This is a genomic window from Devosia subaequoris (assembly GCF_014197055.1).
Lineage (GTDB): Bacteria > Pseudomonadota > Alphaproteobacteria > Rhizobiales > Devosiaceae > Devosia > Devosia subaequoris.
In genome coordinates, this window is sequence record NZ_JACIEW010000006.1 from 95,074 (window position 1) to 112,432 (window position 17,359).

16 protein-coding genes are annotated in these 17,359 nt (G+C 61.6%); 7 read left to right on the plus strand and 9 right to left on the minus strand.

What is annotated here, in order from left to right:
• The first annotated feature begins 88 nt into the window (after positions 1-88).
• Positions 89-838: an AfsR/SARP family transcriptional regulator gene (locus GGR20_RS12860; protein ID WP_183311762.1), complete on the plus strand. Its 750-nt coding sequence runs from the start codon at positions 89-91 to the stop codon at positions 836-838.
• 15 nt (positions 839-853) lie between these two features.
• On the opposite strand, the gene GGR20_RS12865 is transcribed toward GGR20_RS12860, so the two are convergent.
• Positions 854-1,984 carry an endo-1,4-beta-xylanase gene (locus tag GGR20_RS12865; protein WP_183311763.1) on the minus strand — a complete coding sequence of 377 codons (1,131 nt, stop codon included), beginning with the start codon at positions 1,982-1,984 and terminating at the stop codon, positions 854-856.
• Positions 1,985-2,282: 298 nt separating this feature from the next.
• Here GGR20_RS12865 and GGR20_RS12870 point away from each other — a divergent pair, with 298 nt between their 5' ends.
• The 5 genes from GGR20_RS12870 to GGR20_RS12890 are packed head-to-tail and all read left to right on the plus strand — an operon-like array spanning position 2,283 to position 8,071.
• On the plus strand, positions 2,283-2,840 hold the full coding sequence (locus tag GGR20_RS12870; protein ID WP_183311764.1) for a hypothetical protein: 558 nt from the start codon (positions 2,283-2,285) through the stop codon (positions 2,838-2,840).
• Positions 2,837-3,919, plus strand: coding sequence for a UDP-glucuronic acid decarboxylase family protein (locus GGR20_RS12875; RefSeq protein ID WP_183311765.1), 1,083 nt, complete (start codon positions 2,837-2,839; stop codon positions 3,917-3,919). Before GGR20_RS12870 ends, GGR20_RS12875 begins: the two co-directional genes overlap by 4 nt.
• A 26-nt stretch (positions 3,920-3,945) precedes the next feature.
• Positions 3,946-5,376: a UDP-glucose dehydrogenase family protein gene (locus GGR20_RS12880; RefSeq protein WP_183311766.1), complete on the plus strand. Its 1,431-nt coding sequence runs from the start codon at positions 3,946-3,948 to the stop codon at positions 5,374-5,376.
• A 25-nt stretch (positions 5,377-5,401) separates the two neighbouring features.
• Positions 5,402-6,904 (plus strand): glycosyltransferase family 2 protein, encoded by a 1,503-nt coding sequence (locus GGR20_RS12885; RefSeq protein WP_183311767.1) that lies wholly within the window; start codon positions 5,402-5,404, stop codon positions 6,902-6,904.
• A 27-nt stretch (positions 6,905-6,931) separates the two neighbouring features.
• Complete coding sequence (locus GGR20_RS12890) at positions 6,932-8,071, plus strand: NAD-dependent epimerase/dehydratase family protein (RefSeq protein ID WP_183311768.1); 1,140 nt, start codon at positions 6,932-6,934, stop codon at positions 8,069-8,071.
• A gap of 4 nt (positions 8,072-8,075) precedes the next feature.
• Here the strand turns inward: GGR20_RS12890 and GGR20_RS12895 are convergent, their stop codons facing one another.
• From GGR20_RS12895 to GGR20_RS12925, 7 genes are all read right to left on the minus strand, one after another.
• Positions 8,076-9,020 carry a BadF/BadG/BcrA/BcrD ATPase family protein gene (locus tag GGR20_RS12895; RefSeq protein ID WP_183311769.1) on the minus strand — a complete coding sequence of 315 codons (945 nt, stop codon included), beginning with the start codon at positions 9,018-9,020 and terminating at the stop codon, positions 8,076-8,078.
• Positions 9,017-9,682 carry an N-acetylmannosamine-6-phosphate 2-epimerase gene (locus GGR20_RS12900; RefSeq protein ID WP_183311770.1) on the minus strand — a complete coding sequence of 222 codons (666 nt, stop codon included), beginning with the start codon at positions 9,680-9,682 and terminating at the stop codon, positions 9,017-9,019. The genes GGR20_RS12895 and GGR20_RS12900 overlap by 4 nt, the downstream gene beginning before the upstream one ends.
• Positions 9,679-10,551, minus strand: coding sequence for a carbohydrate ABC transporter permease (locus tag GGR20_RS12905; protein ID WP_246349592.1), 873 nt, complete (start codon positions 10,549-10,551; stop codon positions 9,679-9,681). The genes GGR20_RS12900 and GGR20_RS12905 overlap by 4 nt, the downstream gene beginning before the upstream one ends.
• Positions 10,548-11,468, minus strand: coding sequence for a carbohydrate ABC transporter permease (locus tag GGR20_RS12910; protein WP_183311771.1), 921 nt, complete (start codon positions 11,466-11,468; stop codon positions 10,548-10,550). Before GGR20_RS12910 ends, GGR20_RS12905 begins: the two co-directional genes overlap by 4 nt.
• 174 nt (positions 11,469-11,642) lie before the next feature.
• Positions 11,643-12,884: an extracellular solute-binding protein gene (locus tag GGR20_RS12915; RefSeq protein WP_183311772.1), complete on the minus strand. Its 1,242-nt coding sequence runs from the start codon at positions 12,882-12,884 to the stop codon at positions 11,643-11,645.
• Between the two features lie 53 nt (positions 12,885-12,937).
• Positions 12,938-13,999: an ABC transporter ATP-binding protein gene (locus GGR20_RS12920; RefSeq protein WP_183311773.1), complete on the minus strand. Its 1,062-nt coding sequence runs from the start codon at positions 13,997-13,999 to the stop codon at positions 12,938-12,940.
• Between the two features lie 174 nt (positions 14,000-14,173).
• Positions 14,174-15,025 carry a MurR/RpiR family transcriptional regulator gene (locus tag GGR20_RS12925; protein WP_183311774.1) on the minus strand — a complete coding sequence of 284 codons (852 nt, stop codon included), beginning with the start codon at positions 15,023-15,025 and terminating at the stop codon, positions 14,174-14,176.
• Positions 15,026-15,240: 215 nt separating this feature from the next.
• Here GGR20_RS12925 and murQ point away from each other — a divergent pair, with 215 nt between their 5' ends.
• Complete coding sequence (murQ, locus tag GGR20_RS12930; protein ID WP_183311775.1) at positions 15,241-16,176, plus strand: N-acetylmuramic acid 6-phosphate etherase; 936 nt, start codon at positions 15,241-15,243, stop codon at positions 16,174-16,176.
• 119 nt (positions 16,177-16,295) lie between these two features.
• Here the strand turns inward: murQ and GGR20_RS12935 are convergent, their stop codons facing one another.
• On the minus strand, positions 16,296-17,147 hold the full coding sequence (locus GGR20_RS12935; RefSeq protein WP_183311776.1) for a MurR/RpiR family transcriptional regulator: 852 nt from the start codon (positions 17,145-17,147) through the stop codon (positions 16,296-16,298).
• Positions 17,148-17,359 lie beyond the last annotated feature (212 nt).

Here is a 17,359-nt window from a genome sequence, read left to right on the forward strand (position 1 = left end):
GTAAATCGCACGTTGTCCGCGTTGTTAGGGTAAGATGGTAGTCCGCATACGGGGTATGACTGCGTAAATGAGGGAATGGAGGGCGCAGATGAGTACTCAAGCGCCACACCACACGACAATAAAACTGCTTGGCCCCAGTTGCCTGCTCGTGGGCAGTAATCTGGTTCAGCATGTCCCCGCGAATTTTTTCCGGATCGCGGCCTATTTGATCCTCTCCCCTCCCGAACGGGTTCAAGCGCGCAGCAGGACGGCCGCGCTGTTCTGGCCCAATGCCGACGACGGCAAGGCGGCCGCTAATCTGCGCCAGGCGGTTGCCCGCATCAGGCATGTCCAGGAGGAAAACGGCTTCACCCTGATTGAGGCCAATATCTCGACCCTGCATCTGACCCCGAACGATGACGTCTATTGTGACCTGATCGAGCTGTCCCGGCATATCGAGGGTGAGGTTGCGCTGAGCCCACTGCAACTTGCGCGCATTTATGGTGGCGAGTTGCTGGCCGACCAGGACTCCAGCAGCGAGGAATTCGAGGATTGGCTCTCCTCCCGACGCAACGAATTGCTGCTGCATGCGGTGGACGGCATTGCCGAGGGAATGCGCGCGGGGGCTGGTCTGAACCATGCGGAGCGCAGCATCTGCGCGCGGCGGCTGCTCGAACTGGACCCCTATCGTGAGGACGCCGTTTGCGTCTTGATGGAGGAGGCGGCCGAGCGTCGGCATTATGGCCGGGTGACCGAGCTTTACACCTCGATGCGCAGCGTGTTGTCCAAGGAATTGGGTATTGAGCCAAGCCCGGAAACACGGGCGCTCTACACCAGCCTGATGGAAACCGTGCGTTAGCGGTGCGCGAATGCTCTAAGCGAATGCAGTCAGGATGGCACTGTGCATGGGCTTGGCCTGCCATTCGCGATCATAGGGCAGGCCGCGGTTGGCGACGCTGCGCTGGGTGCGCAGCCAGGAATGGCTGTCGCTCAATCCCCAGGTGCTGACACCCAGAACATTGTTGAACTGCAAGACGATATCGAGATAGCGGCGGGTTTCGTCGGCCACGAGGGCATCGCGTCGTTCGATGGAAAGGCCGGTATTGGCCTCTGCAACATCGAGCTCGGTAATCGCCACCTTGAGCCCCATGCCGCGAATATCGCGCATCATGCCGTATATGCCATCGGCATAGACATTGCCCTTGCGCAGATCCAGATGAGCCTGCAGGCCGACCGTGTCGACCGGTGCGCCGCGCGAGCGCAGCCGCTCCAGCAGGCGGAGCAGCGAGAGACGGCGCTGGCCTTCATAGCTGCTATTATATTCGAGCCCGTATTCATTGATGACCATACGGGCACGCGGCGCGCGTGCCTTGGCCGATTCCAGGGCGCGCTCGATATAGGCCTCGCCAAAGGCCTGGTAGAACTGGTTCCGCCGCAGGCCGTTTCCGCCATGATTGGGTTCTATCGGTTCGTTGACCACATCCCATTCGCGCACCTGGCTGCCATAGCGGCCAATGACCTTGGAGAAGTGATCGTCGATCAGCGCCCAGTCGCGGTTGGACGCCAGAGCCGAGGCCGCCCAGCGCGGCAGGCTCTTGTGCCAGAGCAGGGTGTGACCGCGCATAGTCAGTCCATTGCGGGCGGCAAAGCTGGCGAGCTGGTCCATCTCGCCATAACTGTAATTTCGGCTGGGCGCGATAGAGTCCCATTTCATGGCCCATTCAGGCGTGATGACGGAACAATCGCGCGCGACGCTGGCACGGAACCGGCTGTCGCCAAGGGTTGCGGTCTGAATGGCGGCACCGAAATAAAGACCGCGCGAGGACGCCGCTGAGCGCAGGGCGCGTACTGGCGGCGCTGTTGCAGGGCGCGGTTGGCGCGCCTGTGTCGGATCCGGGGTAGAGGTGACCGATCCGGTCTGCGTGCTGTCGACACGAGCGCAGCCAATCAACTGCCCCACGGACAGCGCTGCGGCTGCACCTATAATCAGTTCTCGACGCTTCACCGTTTTGCCTCCCCCGAATCGACCACCGACCAACCCTACCAATGGAAAAGTGAAGCAAGGAGCGGAGCGCGGCAATTAGTCAGAACTATCTAGATCGTTGTATTAATGGCACCGTTCCAAATCAAAAGCTAGACTATCCACTTACAGAGTCATTCGGTGCGGGAGAAGTTCTGCATACAGCTTTGTGGTACAGCAACTTTGTTAGTGGTGAGTCAAGATGTGCAAGATATCACAAGTAGTAAGTGCGAAAATTTTGGGCACATCTACGGCCCTTATGTTAATGGCGGCACTGCCCGCTATGGCCGATTCGCTGGTCACCATTTCCATAGCCGGCGAGGCCTATGATGGCCCGCCAAGCTTTGATCTTTTGATTAATGACAAGGTGGTTGGCAGCGGCACGCTGCGAATGGCGATCGAAACCGAGGCCGATGGGCGCCTGTTTACCAAACCGCGCCCCAGCTCATTCCTGGAACAATTCTCCTTCACGGTTCCGGATGACCTGCTGACCCCGGACGCCGAAATCAGTCTGATTCTGACCAATGACAAGTTCACCCGCATCGATGGCGCCGGCGAGGACGGAGTGCTCGATCGCAACCTGTTCATCGACTTCGTCCGGGTCAATGACATCGAGGTGACCTCGGCCGACATGGTGCTGATCCATGATGGCGCTATCGTCGAATACAATTATCAGGCGGGGCTGCTGCCGATCTACGAGGCAGGGTTTCGCGCGGTGGCGCGGCCGCCCCAGGGCGGCTGGCTAACCGGTGCTGTCGCCAAGGTCGGCATGCTCGATATCCCCATGCCCTTGCCCCGACCGAAGGATCTGACGCTCGGCGCCGGACTGGTGCAGCAATGAGCCCGCAACATAAAGCGACCAGACCGGTGCGTCAGAACCGCACCGGTCGGGGGACAGCCACGCCCAAATCCATCTGTGTGACGGGTGGGGCGGGGTTTCTCGGCAGCCATCTTTGCGCCCGGCTGATCGGTGAGGGACACCGGGTGACCTGCATCGACAATTTTCACACGGGCCGTCCGGCCAATGTGGCGGCGCTGGCCCGCAGCAACCGCTTCGAGCTGGTCGAACACGACGTGATGGATGCCTTGCCCGAGCAATTGCCAGCCTTTGATGAAATCTACAATCTCGCCTGCCCGGCTTCGCCGGTGCACTATCAGAGCGACCCGGTTCGCACCGCGCTGATCTGCGCGGAGGGGGCCGCCAATGTGCTCTACCGCGCCCAGCGGGACGGCGCCCGGGTGATGCACGCTTCGACCTCGGAGATTTACGGCGACCCCGAAGTGCACCCGCAGCGCGAAGACTATTGCGGCAATGTCAACACTGTGGGGCCGCGCTCCTGCTACGACGAAGGCAAGCGCTTTGCCGAAACGCTGTTCACCGATTTCGCCCATCAGAGCGGGGTGGTGGTCAAGATCGTGCGCATTTTCAATACCTACGGCCCCCGGATGCAGCCTGATGATGGTCGCGTGGTTTCCAACTTCATCCTTCAGGCCCTGCGCGGCGAGGACATAACGGTCTATGGCGAGGGCCAGCAGACCCGCTCGTTCTGCTACGTCGATGATCTGATCGAAGGCTTTGTCCGCCTCATGGCGTCGGGACCCGAGGTCGATGGCCCGGTCAATATCGGCAATCCCGCCGAGATTACGGTGGGCGAGTTGGCACGCATCATCATCGAGATGACAGGCTCGCCATCAAAGCTGGTTCATCGCCCCCTGCCGGTTGATGACCCGCGCCGCCGGCGTCCCGACATCACCCGTGCCAGTACCCTGCTTGGCTGGGGGCCGCGGGTGCCCCTGACCGAAGGGCTGGAGAAAACAATCCGCTTCTTTGCCAATCTCAACCAGCCGCTGGCACCGGCGCAGAGTCGTGGGTCGGCCTATGCACCGGCCACTCAGAGCGAGCCCATCGTGCAAATCTAGTTACAGTAACAGAGTGAGTAAGAACCATGCGCCTCGTTATTATCGGTTCGGGATATGTCGGATTAGTTTCGGGCGCATGCCTGGCGGAGCTGGGGCACCACGTGATGTGCGTGGACAATGATGCGAGCAAGGTCGAGCAGCTTCGGGCTGGCCAAATTCCCATCTACGAGCCGCAACTCTCCGAGATGATCTCCCGGAATGTGGCGCAGGGGCGCTTGGGCTTCACGAGCCAATTGCCGGCGCTGAGCAAGGAAATCCACGCGATCATGGTCGCGGTGGGCACGCCACCCCGGACCAATGGCAGCGCCGATCTCAGCGCCATTTTCGCGGTGGCTCAGGAAGTCGCTGCCAAGGCGGTCCATCCGCAAATGGTGATTATCAAGTCCACGGTACCGGTGGGCACTGGCGACAGCGTGCAGGCCCTGATGCACAAGGCGCGGCCCGGAATGCACTTCTCGGTGATCTCCAACCCCGAATTCCTGCGTGAAGGCTCGGCCATCGACGACTTCATGGCGCCGGACCGGATCGTTGTGGGCGCTGGCGACGAGACAGCGCGCAATACGCTGCGGGCGCTGTATGCCCCACTGGAGCGGACCGGAACGCAAGTGATCTGCATGGGCCGGCGGGAGGCCGAACTGGTCAAATGCGCCGCCAATGCGTTCCTGGCCACCAAAATCGCCTTTATCAACGAAATGGCCGATCTTTGCGAAGCGGTCGGCGCCGATGTCGAAGAGGTCGCCCATGGCATTGGGCTCGACGAGCGGATTGGCGCAGCCTTTCTACAGGCCGGGCCGGGCTATGGCGGGTCGTGCTTCCCCAAGGACACGACCGCGCTGCAGGCGATCGCCCAGGAACATGGCGTCAATCTGCGCCTGGTCGAAACCGTCATCGCCTCCAATGAGGCGCGCAAGCGCTCCATGGGCCGACGTATCTCGAAAGCCTTGCACGGGGATTTGACCGGGCGGGTCGTCGCGGTGCTGGGCCTGACCTTCAAGCCCGATACCGACGACATGCGCGATTCACCGTCCCTGGCCTTGATCGATGCCCTGCAGCGAGCCGGCGCGACGGTGCAAGTATTTGATCCGCAAGGGATGAACCGTGCCCGGATGCATCTGCATGATGTTCACTTCGCGGACAATGCCTATCTCTGCGCAGAAGGGGCGGACTGTATCGCGCTGGCAACCCATTGGCCCGAGTTTGCCACGCTCGATGCCGAGCGGCTGGGGCAATTGGTGCGCAAAAAGGTCTTGGTGGATTTGCGCAATTTCCTTGATCCGCAAGCCTTTCTCAATGCCGGTTTTGCGGTCCACGCCATCGGTCGACCGCCCCAGCAACCCCGCCGGCACAACCTCGTCGCGGCACAGCGGCACAGAGCTCGTAATCAGGCCAGGGAGGCCTTCATAAATGGGGCGAAGCAGCGCCCACACCCTGCGCTGCAGGATGGCATGAACGGGTAGAAGCCACGTCGCGAGAGGCCGGGCCATGGATATCAACGAAACAATGAGCCTGTTGCTGATTGGCGCCTTCTGCACCGTGCAGATCGCCTATGCCCTCTCGCAATCGCTCGATCTCTATTTCTTCACCCGGCCGGTCAATTGGGTGGACCCCAATGCGGCGCGGAACAAGCCCGAGGAAGAATATCCTTACATCGTGCTGTTCTATCCGGTGTTGCGCGAACTTGAATCGACTATGCGCACCACGTTTCTGAGCTTGGCCCAGCTCGAATATCCCAAGGACAAGTTCAGCGTCGTCGCCATTCCCAATGCCGATGACGCCTTCACCGTGCGCTCGTTGCGGCGGCTGCAAAAGGAATTCCCCTTCCTCCAGATCATCGAGGTGCCGGCGACATCGCACAAATCGTGGCTGGTGGTGTGGAAGGCCTGGGATCGCTGCAAGAAGGCCTATTGGTGGCACGAGGGCAAGTTCGCCCAGAACCGTAACCTGCCGCCCAAAAAGACCCGGCAGCTGATCTATGCCTTCTACCAGATCGCCGAGCGGGTGATGCCGGACCAGGATTTCCTGGTCAATTATATCGACGCGGACAGTTGCCCGCCCAGCGACCACTTTCTGGCCGCAGTCGCCGGCATGGGGCAATATGACGTGCTCCAGGCGCAGAATATTGCGGGCAATCTCAATGCGAGCTGGGCAGCGAGCTGGCACGCGTTTGACCATATGGCCTGGGACGGTTCGAAATATCCCCATCTCTCGGCCAACGGGAGACACCCCTTCTGGGTGCTGGGCAAAGGACTGTTCTTCCGCGCCTCCGACCTCATCAAGCTGGGCGGGTTTCACCCCTGGCTGACCATCGAGGATCCGGAGGTGGGCATGCGCTTCTGGACCAATGGCAAGCGGCTGGGCGTGATCGAGAACCCCTTGATTGAGGAAGTACCGCTGACTTTTGCGCATGGCATTACCCAGCGCAAACGCTGGGTGGCAGGCTTTTTCCAGAGCCTGACCCACCCGCTCAAGGCCATGGGGATGCCCTGGCCGGCCCGTTTCAAGGCCTGGCTGAACTTCCTGCCCTGCCTGTCGCTTTCGCTGAACTCCATCGGCCTGCCGCTCGGCGCCTGGGCCACCTGGTCGGCCTGGAACGGCCAGAACGTCCTGCCCGATTGGGCCATCGTGCTGTCCCTGGCTAATTTGGCAGCCTTCGCCTTGTCGATGAGCGCGCTGTATGTGCGGACCTGGCGCCGCGCGGCGCTGGTGCTGCCCACGCGGAAGGACCGCATCCGCTATCTGTTGCGGGTAAATCCGGTCTTTATCCTGGTGTGGTGGCTGGTTTGGCTGGTTCCGCTCTGGATCGGCTTCCGCATGTTCCTGCGCAATGAGGGCCTGGTGTGGGAACGCACCGAGAAGACCGATGCCAACCACGATCTTGTCCGCGTCGCGCGCACAAGAAAGTCGAGCCCAAAGGCGCGTTCCGCCGCAGTTGCCAAATCAAAATTGCCCACTGCCCTGGAGGCAGGAGCCAAAAAATCCTCATGAGATGCGTAGCGAGTAAGGAGTAACACAATGGCGAAAGGACATGTTCTGGTCACCGGGGGCGCCGGCTTTATCGGCTCGCATCTGGTGGACCTGTTGCTGGCCCGCGGGTTTGAAGTCACCGTTCTCGATTGTCTGCTCGAGCAGGTGCATGGCGACGCCGAGCGCGATGCCGAAGGCTGGCCGGTCTATCTCAACCCCGCTGCGCGCCGCATCAGGGGCAATATTCTCGATGACGGCGTGTTCGAGAGCGCCCTTTCCGGCATTACCCATCTGGCCCATCTCGCCGCCTCTGTCGGGGTCGGGCAGAGCATGACCAATATTGTCGATTATACCCGCAACAACACCATGGCCGCGGCCATCATGCTCGAAGTGCTGTCGCGCACCGAGCACAGTGTCGAGCGCATGACGGTTGCCTCATCCATGTCGATCTATGGCGAGGGCCAATATGTCGAGGCGGAGAGCGGTCGCCCGGTCATGCCGGATATGCGAGACCACGAACAATTGCAGGCTCATCACTGGGAACTGCACAAGGATGGCGGGACCCTGCTGCCCGTGCCGACCGATGAGAACAAACTGCTCCAGCCCGCCTCGATCTATGCGGTCAACAAGCGCGACCACGAGGAGATGTTTCTCTCGGTCGGCCGGGCGCTCAAGATTCCCACCGTGGCGCTCAGGCTGTTCAACGCCTATGGCTCGCGCCAGGCATTGAGCAATCCCTATACCGGGGTTGCAGCCATTTTCATCTCGCGCCTGCTCAACGACCAGCCGCCGATGATCTTCGAGGACGGCGAACAGAAGCGCGATTTCGTGCATGTGCTCGACGTGGCCAATGCCTTTGCCACAGTGCTCGAAAGCGATCTTGAAGTGTGGGAAGCGTGCAATGTCGGCAGCGGGCAGGCCCGGACCGTCAACGAGATCGCGTCCACGCTGGCGCGGCTGCTGCGCAAGAACATCGCGCCGACCATCCTCAACCAGTATCGGGTCGGGGATATCCGCCACTGCTTTGCCGATATCAGCAAGCTTGAGCGTTTGTTCGGCATAAGGCCGACGCAGGAGTTCGAGGCGGGGATGGCGCAGTTGATCGAATGGGTGCAGACGGTGAACCGCCCGCAGGATCGCTCACAGCAATCGCTGGCCGAATTGACCCGGAGCAGGCTGGTTGTTTGAGGCCTCAGCCCAGTCGCGGCCCATCGGCCAGCAGCGTTCGCCAGAGTGCGCCGCCAGGGCTTGCCGGCAACTGGGCGGCGGCCAGGGCGCTGTCGATGGTGGGACGGGAAACCACCGTACCGGGTAACTGTGCGCTCAGCACCTCGAAAATGGCCGGGTGCAGCGTCAGCACACCCCCGATAACGGCGACCGGCAGCTCACCAGCCCGGGTCTGCATGGCCTGGGCAAGCAAGGCCAGTTCGGCACCAGCCTCTTGCAGGATAGCAAGCGCGGTCCCATCGCCCAACTCGGCCGCCCTGGCGACGCCGACCGCCAGCGTGCCGATACGCCCCCGGTCGCCGGCATAGACATATTGGCGGACGTCGTGCCAACTCGACCCGCCCATCAGGGCAAAGATCTGATCGGCCAGGACTTGCTGACCGGCAAAAGAGCCGGTGTGGTCGAGCGTACGATAAAGCCGGTCGAGCGCCCTGAGGGCAATCCAGCTTCCCGAACCGGCATCGTCGATGAGAATGCCCCTGCCTCCGACCCGGACAACATCGCCGGTGGCGCCGACATGAATGCCGATGGATCCGGTGCCGGCGGAGATCAGGTGACCCGCCCCGGGTTGGAAATGAGCCGCAAAGGCAAGGATGATGTCGTCCATCAGCAGGATGGCATCGCGCGGCAATCCGAGCGCTTGCTGGGCAAGGCCGGCAATCTCATCGGCGGCGGCTGCGCCAAAGCCAGTCAGACCGCCGGAGAGGGTTGTGGGTTTGAGCCCGTTTTCAGCAAGTGCGCCGGCCACTTGATCGAAAACCGTTGCCAACCGCGCGCGTTCGGCCGGGTTGAACACATGGGCAGTGGCACCGCCAACGCGGCCACGCGCCAGCACTGCGCCGGTTGGATCGCAGGCTACCCAGCGGCTGGCCGTGCCGCCGACATCAAGACCCATATGGACTTCGCTCACCGGGGCACGCCCTGGTTGACGAACATGCGAGTAATGTCGCGCGGATTGGTAATCATGGTGCCCACAACAACCGCATGCGCGCCCGCATTGAAGGCCTGGGCGACAAGCTCGGGGCGATTGTAGCGACCTTCGGCCACCACCGGAACATCAAGCCGGGCAGCTAAAGCCTCAAGCAGCGCCAGGTCCGGCTCTTCTGGCTTGGGCTGGGTCGCCTCGGTGTAGCCCGAGAGGGTGGTGGCGACATAATCGGCGCCCCAATCGGAAGCTTTCAACCCCTCCTCCAGCGTGGAAATATCGGCAAACACCTCGGCGCCAAGCTCTTCCTGAATGCGCCGAATGAGAATGCTGGGATGTTCGCCGTCCCGCGGGCGCTGCGTGCAATCGAGCGCAATAATTCGGGCGCCTGAGGCTGAAATCGCCCGAGCGGCCGAGAAATCGGGGGTGATATAGACCGGATAATCGTCGGAAAACACCTTGTGAATGCCGATGACCGGCAGACTCGCTGCTTGCACTGCGGCGACATCGGCCGGACCATTGGCGCGGATACCCACGGCGCCGCCGTCGCGGGCGGCCAGCGCCATGGCGCCCATGAACTGGGGACCATGCAATGGGTTATCGGCCCGCGCCTGGCAGGACACGATAAGGCCCCTGGGCAGCTTCATTTGACGGCCCCGGAGGTCATGCCGGCGATGAACTGCCGCGACAGAACGATATAGATCAGGATGATCGGGGCGGCAGACAGGGTCAGGCCGGAGAACAGCACACCCCAATCGGTGGTGTATTCGCCCATGAAGGTGGTGAGGCCCTGCGGCAGTGTTTTGAGGTCATCGTTCTGGATGAAGACCAGCGGGAAAAAGAAGTCGTTCCAGATCGGCACGACGTTCTGGATGCCGGCAATCACCATGGCGGGTCGCACCAAGGGCAGCATGATCGACCACATGATACGCGCTTCGGAGGCACCATCCATGCGCGCGGCGTCTTCAAGCTCATTGGGCAGGGTGCGGATGAAACCGGTCATGATGAACACCGTCGTGGGCAGGCCCATGGCGGTATAGACAAAGATCAGCGAGAGCTGGTTGTTGAGGATGGAGAGGTCGCGCATCAGCATGAAGAGCGGGATGATGGCGAGTTTGAGCGGCAGGGTCAGCCCGGCCAGGAAGAACATCAGGATGAAGTTCGAACCGGTGAAGGCATAGCGACCAATCGCATAGGCCGCCATGGTACCCAGGGTCAGGATCAGCGCCATTGAGGCGCCCGTCACGATAAAGGAATTGACCAGGTAGCGCAGGAAATTGGTCTGGGTCCAGATTTTGACGAAGTTGCTCACTTGCGTGAAATCGGGAATGCCGAAAGGCGACTGGAAGATCTGCGGCGTGGTCTTGAAGGCCGAAAACACCATGATGACAATCGGCGCCAGCATAATGATGGTGTTGGCGATCAGAATGATCTGCAACAGCCCGTCGCGGCCCAGCGTGCCCAGAATCCCTTTGCGGTCCTGATAAGCCATGGCGGTGGTGGTCGCGGTGCTCATATCTGGATCTCCCTGGCGCGCAGGCGCACGGTGATGACCGTAGCGACGGCGGCGATGAAAAGGAAAATCAGCACGGCCAGGGCCGAACCGAGGCCGAAATCCTGCTGGCCGGCAGACACATTGCCAAAGGCGGTACGGTAGAAATAAAGCCCCAGCACGTCGGTCGAACCAAAGGGCGACCCGTCGAGCCCGCCCATGATGTAGGGCAGCTCAAACCAGTTGAAGGCCCCCACGAACAGCAGGGTAAACACGATGGTGGCGCTGGGAGCGACGAGCGGCCAGACGATCTTGGTGATCTTGACCCATTCGCTTTGGGTTTCCATGCGCACGGCATCGAGGATTTCCCCCGGAATGCGCTGCATGCCGGCAAGGAAAACCAGGGTGGGGAAACCCACCATGTGCCAGGCCTGGGCGGCAATGATGCTCCAGAGCGCGGTGCCGCTCTGGCCAAGCCAGGGCTGCGCCAGCCCGTCCAACCCGACACTTCTCAGGCTGAGATTCACCACGCCAAACAAGGGGTGATAGAACAGCTTGAACAGGTAGGCGACGATGATGGTGGACAGCACCACGGGCAGGAACACCGCAATGCGGTGGAAACGGGCGCCGGGCAATTCGCGCCAGAGCGCATAGGCCAGGATGAAGCCCAGCCCGTTCTGCAGCACCATCAGCGCGAAAAAGACAATGATGTTGTTCTTGAAGGCGTTGAGCGTCCAGCTCCGATAGGGCTCGACAAACAGCACCGTGCGGAAGTTTTCCAGGCCCACGAAATCGAGACGTTTCAGGCCCTGCCAGTCAAAGAAGGCATAGGCGAAGGCCGAAATGATCGGATAGACGATAAACAGCGCCACGAAGGCCAGCGGCGGCACGATCAGTGCGGTGATCCAGAGGCCGCGGCCTGTCATCCGAAGTTTGGGCATTGGAGCTCGCTTGAAGTTCTGTGAGGGGACACCCCCACCCAGCCTCCCCCTGCAGAAGAGGGAGGAGCCGCATCGAGTATTTGATGATCTCCTCACACCCACCAGCCGGTCCCTCCCCCTATCAGGGGGAGGTTAGGTGGGGGTGCGAGGAGATGCAGGCGAAGGGAGACCGCCTTAGTTCTGGAAGGGCTCGTACCAGGCGGCAAGACCGGTGGTGAGCACTTCACCAATGGCCTCGGGCGTGGTTTCACCGGCGAACAGCTTCTGCATCTCGCCCTGGATCAGCACCGAACCGGAGGGTTCGCCATAGCGGAAATGCGCCAGCATCAGATAGGGGATCGATGACTGGTTCAGCTCTGCCACTTCGCCCAGCAGCGGGTTGTCGAAGGTGACGCCCGGAACAGTCGAGATGTTATTGAGCGTGTTGGCGAAGGCCTGACCGAATTCCTGGCTGGCCAGATAGTTGACGAAGGTGATCGCTGCGTCCTTGTTCGGGCTGGCCGCATTCACTGCATAGCCACCGTCGAAATAGACGGCCACCAGCTTCTCGTCTTCGGCCGTTTCACCTGGCGCGGCGAACATGCCCAGCTCAATGTCGGGGTTCTGGTTCTTGAAGTTGGACAGCTCATAGGAGCCGCCGATGAACATGCCGGCCATACCCGAGGCGAAGAGCTGCTGGGCCGAGGGGTAGTCGAGACCGATGAAGCCGTCGGGGAAGTAGTCGGCAGCAATATCGGCGACTTCGCCCAGAGCGGAGGTGAAGCGCTCATCGGTGAAATCGGTCTCGCCGGCGATCAGCTCTTCATAAAAGTCCTTGCCCATCAACGAGGAGCCGAGGCCGAAGGTGACGGTTTCGTTCTGCCATGCGGTGGCGGTGCCATTGGCGAAGGGGATGACGCCGGCGTCCTTGAGCGACTGGCCCAAAGCTTCAAGATCAGCCCAGCTTTGCGGCTCTTCGAGGCCGTTGGCGTCGAAAATCGCCTTGTTGTAGATAACGAACTGGGTCTGGCTGGCGAAGGGCACAGCATAGATCTGGCCGTCCGAGCGCATGCTTTCGGCCGCCAGCGAGGCAGCAGAGAAATCGGCCAGCGCCGGCACGGTTTCGGTGCTCAATGGCTCGAGATAGCCAGCCGAGGCGACGTTCTCGAGGCCACCATAGGCGCGCACCATGGCCAGGTCCGGCCCGGTGCCACCGGCCAGGGCGGTGGACAGAATGGTGTTGTAATTGGTGGCTTCGAAGGTCTCGAAGTTCACGGTGATGCCCGGATTGGCCGCCTCGAACGTCTCGATGAACTGTTCATAGGCTGCGCGGTCTTCCTGGCGCCAGCTCCACAGGGTCAAGTCCTGCGCGAATGCGGGGGCAGCGACGAGCACGGCTCCCAGGGCCGCGCCGATGCGTATCAGATTGGTCTTCATGGAGTTCCCTCTCCTTGCGAGTTCTCTTTGGTGGTCTTGTCCCGACGCCCGGTTCAGGGCGTCAGCCGCCGGCCATCCTCGGCGGAAAAGAAATGCGCGGCGCCCGGCTCGACCGTCACGGTCACCTTCTCGTCCGGCGCAAATAGATCGTTGGGTGTGGTGCGGGCCGAAAGCAGCGTGCCATCGGCCAGCCGGGCATAGACATAAGCATTGTCGCCCAGATATTCGGTGTAGACGACCTGGGCAGCGAAGCCCTCGGCCGGGCCACGGGTGAGGTGCACTGCATCGGGCCGCAGGCCCAGCTTGAGGTCTGTTTCATCCGGCAGCGCACCGACCGCCGCTGCCCCGCCATTGGCGATGGCAAGGCGATCCCCGTCGCGGGTCACGTCGACCAGCGTCATGCGTGGCGAGCCGATGAAACTGGCAACGAAGGTATTGGCCGGGGTCTCATAGAGTTCGCGCGGCGAGCCGACCTGTTCAATGCGGCCATTGTTCATCACCACGATCTTGTCGGCCAGGGTCATGGCCTCGACCTGGTCGTGGGTGACGTAGATCATGGTGCCGCCGATCTCGCGGTGCAGGCGCGCGATCTCGAGGCGAACCTCGGAGCGCAGGGCCGCATCGAGATTGGACAGCGGTTCATCGAGCAGGAACACGTCGGGCTTGCGCACCAGCGCGCGACCAATGGCGACGCGCTGACGTTGGCCACCAGAGAGTTCGCGCGGGCGGCGCTTGAGCAACTCGCCAAGCCGCAGCATGCGCGCGGCGTCGGCGATGCGCTGTTCCACCTCGGCCTTGTCGAGTCCCATCAGACGGGCGCCAAAGGCCATGTTCTCATAGACATCCATATGCGGATAAAGCGCATAGGACTGGAACACCATGGCGATGCCACGGCGCGAGGGCGCCACATCGTTCATGCGGCTGCCATTGAGCACGAATTCGCCATGGGTAATCGGATCAAGCCCGGCAATCAGGCGCAGCAAGGTCGACTTGCCGCAACCCGAGGGGCCGACAAAGACGACGAATTCGCGATCTCCGATTTCCAGATCAATGCCATGCAAGACCTCGGTCTCGCGATAGCGCTTCTTGATGCCGCGAAGCGATAGCTGCGCCAATTGCTTTCTCCGTCCGTCCTGCCGATAGCAGGTCCCTTGGGCAGGTTAGCCTGTTGCCTGCGTTGTTGGAATAGTAAATTCCATCGATTCCAAGTGTCAAGAATATTAAATTACATCGTGACCACAGCGGCATGATCGACGACCATCTGCGCTCAGACGCCAATTCCCGAGCGCCTAGCGGGCCTTGAGCACCGTCACGGCGGTTTCGGAATTGTGGATAAAGTCGTGCGCATCCGCCTGCATGCGGATCATCAGGATGAACAGCATGTCCATCAGCATCAATTGCGCGTCACGCGAGGTGATGGCCGAGGAGCGCACGCGCTCCTCATCGGCGACGGTAAAGAGGTGTATATCGGCCAGTTCCAGCAAAGGGTTGGGCTGCAATCCGGTCATCGAAATCACCGTGGCGCCACGCTGGCGGGCCATCTCGGCAATGCGCAGGGTTTCCACGCTGCGCCCGGAATGGGACAGGGCGAAGAGCACATCGTCCCCATTGAGGGCCGAGGCGTTGGAGATCTGGATATGGCTGTCGCTGTCGATCAGCGCCATGCGCCCCAGCTTGAGCAATTTGTAGGAAAAATCCTTGGCCACCAGCGACGAGGCCCCGACGCCGGCAAGCTGGATCTTACGGGCATTGGCCAGCGCGTCGAGGGCCAGATCGATGGTCTGCTCATTGTTGGCTGCCAGGGTTTCGCGCATTGAGAGCAGCTTGGAGCCGATCAGCTTTTGCAGAATGGTGACATAACTGTCGCTGGCATCGATCGAGCCATGAATGACGCCGCCGGGAGCATGCCATTCCAGCGCCTTGGCCTTGTTCACGGCCAGTTTGAGTTGCTGGTAGCCGGCATAGCCCAGCTTCTGGCTGAACTTGACGACGCTGGACTGACTCCGACCGGTCGCTTCGGCCAATGCCGCCGATGACAGGGTCAGCATCTGCTCGGGGTGGTCGATGATGAATTGGGCGATCTGGCGATCGGCCTGGGTCATGGTGTCCAGCTTGGCGCTGAGGACCTTGAGTATCGACATGTCTGTTCCCGTGCCCGCCGGCCCAGCCGCCTCGCCTTTCGAGGACTAAAGCCGACCCCCCTCAAATTGCAACCTGCTTGTACCCCGTCAGACAGCCCGTCACGCCAAAGACATATCCCCAGGGACATTATCAATTTGGAATACAATATTCCATGTCTCGTTGACAGCAGGAATATTCACTTCTAGCATCGAAGCGGAATTTGAGCATAGGCACAATGGCAAAAACGACCCTGATGGCTGAGCTGGAACAGCTCGTTTCCGAAGCCCGCAACCCGAACACGCTGCAGATCGACTTGATGTCGTCGAGCGAGATCGTTGCGGCAATGAATGCCGAGGATGCCCGGGTTGCCGAAGCCGTGCGACAGGTATTGCCGCAAGTCGCTGCCACCGTGGACTGCATCGTTGAGGCCTTCAAGGCCGGCGGACGCCTGATCTATATGGGCGCCGGCACCAGCGGACGCCTGGGCGTACTTGACGCTTCGGAATGTCCGCCGACTTTCGGCGTGCCCGAAGGCATGGTGGTGGGGCTCATTGCCGGGGGCGATCACGCCCTGCGCCACCCGGTCGAAGGCGCTGAAGATTCCCGCGAAGAGGGCCGCAAGGACCTCCAGCGGGTGAACGTCTCCTCTCGGGACGTGGTTGTGGGCATCGCGGTGAGCGGCCGGACGCCTTATGTCATTGGCGGGCTGGACTACGCCAAGAGTGTTGGCGCGGTGACGGCGGCGCTTTCCTGCAATCCGGACTCCGCCATTGCCAATATGGCCGACATTGCCATTTCGCCGCTGGTTGGCCCCGAGGCGCTGACCGGATCGACCCGGCTCAAATCGGGCACGGCGCAGAAGCTGGTCCTCAACATGCTGACCACGGCCAGCATGGTCCGCATCGGCAAGACTTATGAAAATCTCATGGTCGATCTTTCGGTCAGCAATGAGAAGCTGGCAGCCCGCGCCACCCGCATTCTGATCGAGGTGGCCGATTGTACCGCCGAAGAGGCCGAGGCGTATTTGGTAGCCAGCAAGAACAATGTGAAGCTGGCAATCCTGATGGCCCTGACCGGCATGACTGCGGCAGAGGGGGCGCTTGCCCTGGAGGAGGCCGGAGGCTTCCTGCGCCGCGCCGCCGCCCAACACCAGCCGCGCGCGGCCGGGTGAGCAGGCGCGCTGGGTCGATCTCGATGGCCCGCTCTTGCTGGAGCAGGACCGACCCGAAGGGTTGATATTTGAGCGCGGCACGATTGCCGGCGGCGCTTCGGCCCTCTGGGATGGCTAGACTATTTGGGGTGCGTCACGTCCCGCGTCCGCTTGAGCGCATCCACGGTCTGTTCGTAGCGCTGGCTGGCAACGCCGAGAAACAGGCAATCGACAATGGCCAATTGGGCGATGCGGCTGACCATGGCGCCGGCGCGCAATCGGCTTTCGCGGGCGCGGGCCACCAGGCACTCGTCGGCGGCCTCTGCCAGGGCGGATTGCGGCGCACCGGTCAAAGCCACGGTCAGGGCCCCGGCGTCGCGGGCGATTTCCAGAAAACGCACCGTGTCGGCCGTGGCGCCCGAATGGGAGAAACCCAAAGCGACCGTGCCTTGGGGCGACAGCAAAGCTGCGGTCCAGGCCTCATGCGGGTCGGCGAGGAGGAAGGCATTGCGGCCAATGCGGAACAGCTTGTGATGCAGGTCCTGGGCGACGAATTGGCTAGCGCCGATGCCGAACAACAAGATGCGGTCGGCCTGATCAACCGCCGCCACCACGCGTTCGAGCACTCCATAGTCGAGGCCCGAGACGGTTTCATCGATCGCCAGGATTTCCAGCGACGCCACTTTGGAGGCCATTTCCTGCAAGGTGTCGGACTGGGCGATCTCAGCCCCGAGAATGAGATCATTACCGAACTGGGCCGCCTCCTTGCCCAGTTCGGTGGCCAGCGACATGCGCAGTTGTGCGTAGCCAGACAGGCCCAGCGCGCGACAGAAGCGGACCACCGAGGCGACCGAGGTGCCACAGCTTTCGGCCAGTTCTGAAATAGTCTGATCGAGCACGATGCGGGGCTGATCGCGGATCACCGTGGCGACGCGCTGCATGGCCGGTGTGAACTTGTCCGCAGACGCTTCGATCGTCGATTGGATGCCCAAATCATATCCCCTTCGGCCCGCCTTCCGGGACCGGAGCGTGCAGGTGCTGCGCCCCTATACCCGAACCCTCGGCTACCGCCCATTGAAACAAAAGTTCAACGTAGTCATCAAGCATGAAAATTATTGACAGCCCGGACCGGGACTTCATAGGCTTGTCACAGAGGTTGGTGTGGCTGGCCAGCGGACCGCGTAGGTTTGGACAGGCACCTGAC

Coding starts and splice junctions, on each gene's coding strand:
- GGR20_RS12860 (WP_183311762.1), top strand. CDS start 89: ATGAGTACTCAAGCGCCACACCACACGACAATAAAACTGCTTGGCCCC.
- GGR20_RS12870 (WP_183311764.1), top strand. CDS start 2,283: ATGGCCGATTCGCTGGTCACCATTTCCATAGCCGGCGAGGCCTATGAT.
- GGR20_RS12875 (WP_183311765.1), top strand. CDS start 2,837: ATGAGCCCGCAACATAAAGCGACCAGACCGGTGCGTCAGAACCGCACC.
- GGR20_RS12880 (WP_183311766.1), top strand. CDS start 3,946: ATGCGCCTCGTTATTATCGGTTCGGGATATGTCGGATTAGTTTCGGGC.
- GGR20_RS12885 (WP_183311767.1), top strand. CDS start 5,402: ATGGATATCAACGAAACAATGAGCCTGTTGCTGATTGGCGCCTTCTGC.
- GGR20_RS12890 (WP_183311768.1), top strand. CDS start 6,932: ATGGCGAAAGGACATGTTCTGGTCACCGGGGGCGCCGGCTTTATCGGC.
- GGR20_RS12900 (WP_183311770.1), bottom strand. CDS start 9,682: ATGAAGCTGCCCAGGGGCCTTATCGTGTCCTGCCAGGCGCGGGCCGAT.
- GGR20_RS12905 (WP_246349592.1), bottom strand. CDS start 10,551: ATGAGCACCGCGACCACCACCGCCATGGCTTATCAGGACCGCAAAGGG.
- GGR20_RS12910 (WP_183311771.1), bottom strand. CDS start 11,468: ATGCCCAAACTTCGGATGACAGGCCGCGGCCTCTGGATCACCGCACTG.
- GGR20_RS12915 (WP_183311772.1), bottom strand. CDS start 12,884: ATGAAGACCAATCTGATACGCATCGGCGCGGCCCTGGGAGCCGTGCTC.
- GGR20_RS12925 (WP_183311774.1), bottom strand. CDS start 15,025: ATGTCGATACTCAAGGTCCTCAGCGCCAAGCTGGACACCATGACCCAG.
- murQ (WP_183311775.1), top strand. CDS start 15,241: ATGGCAAAAACGACCCTGATGGCTGAGCTGGAACAGCTCGTTTCCGAA.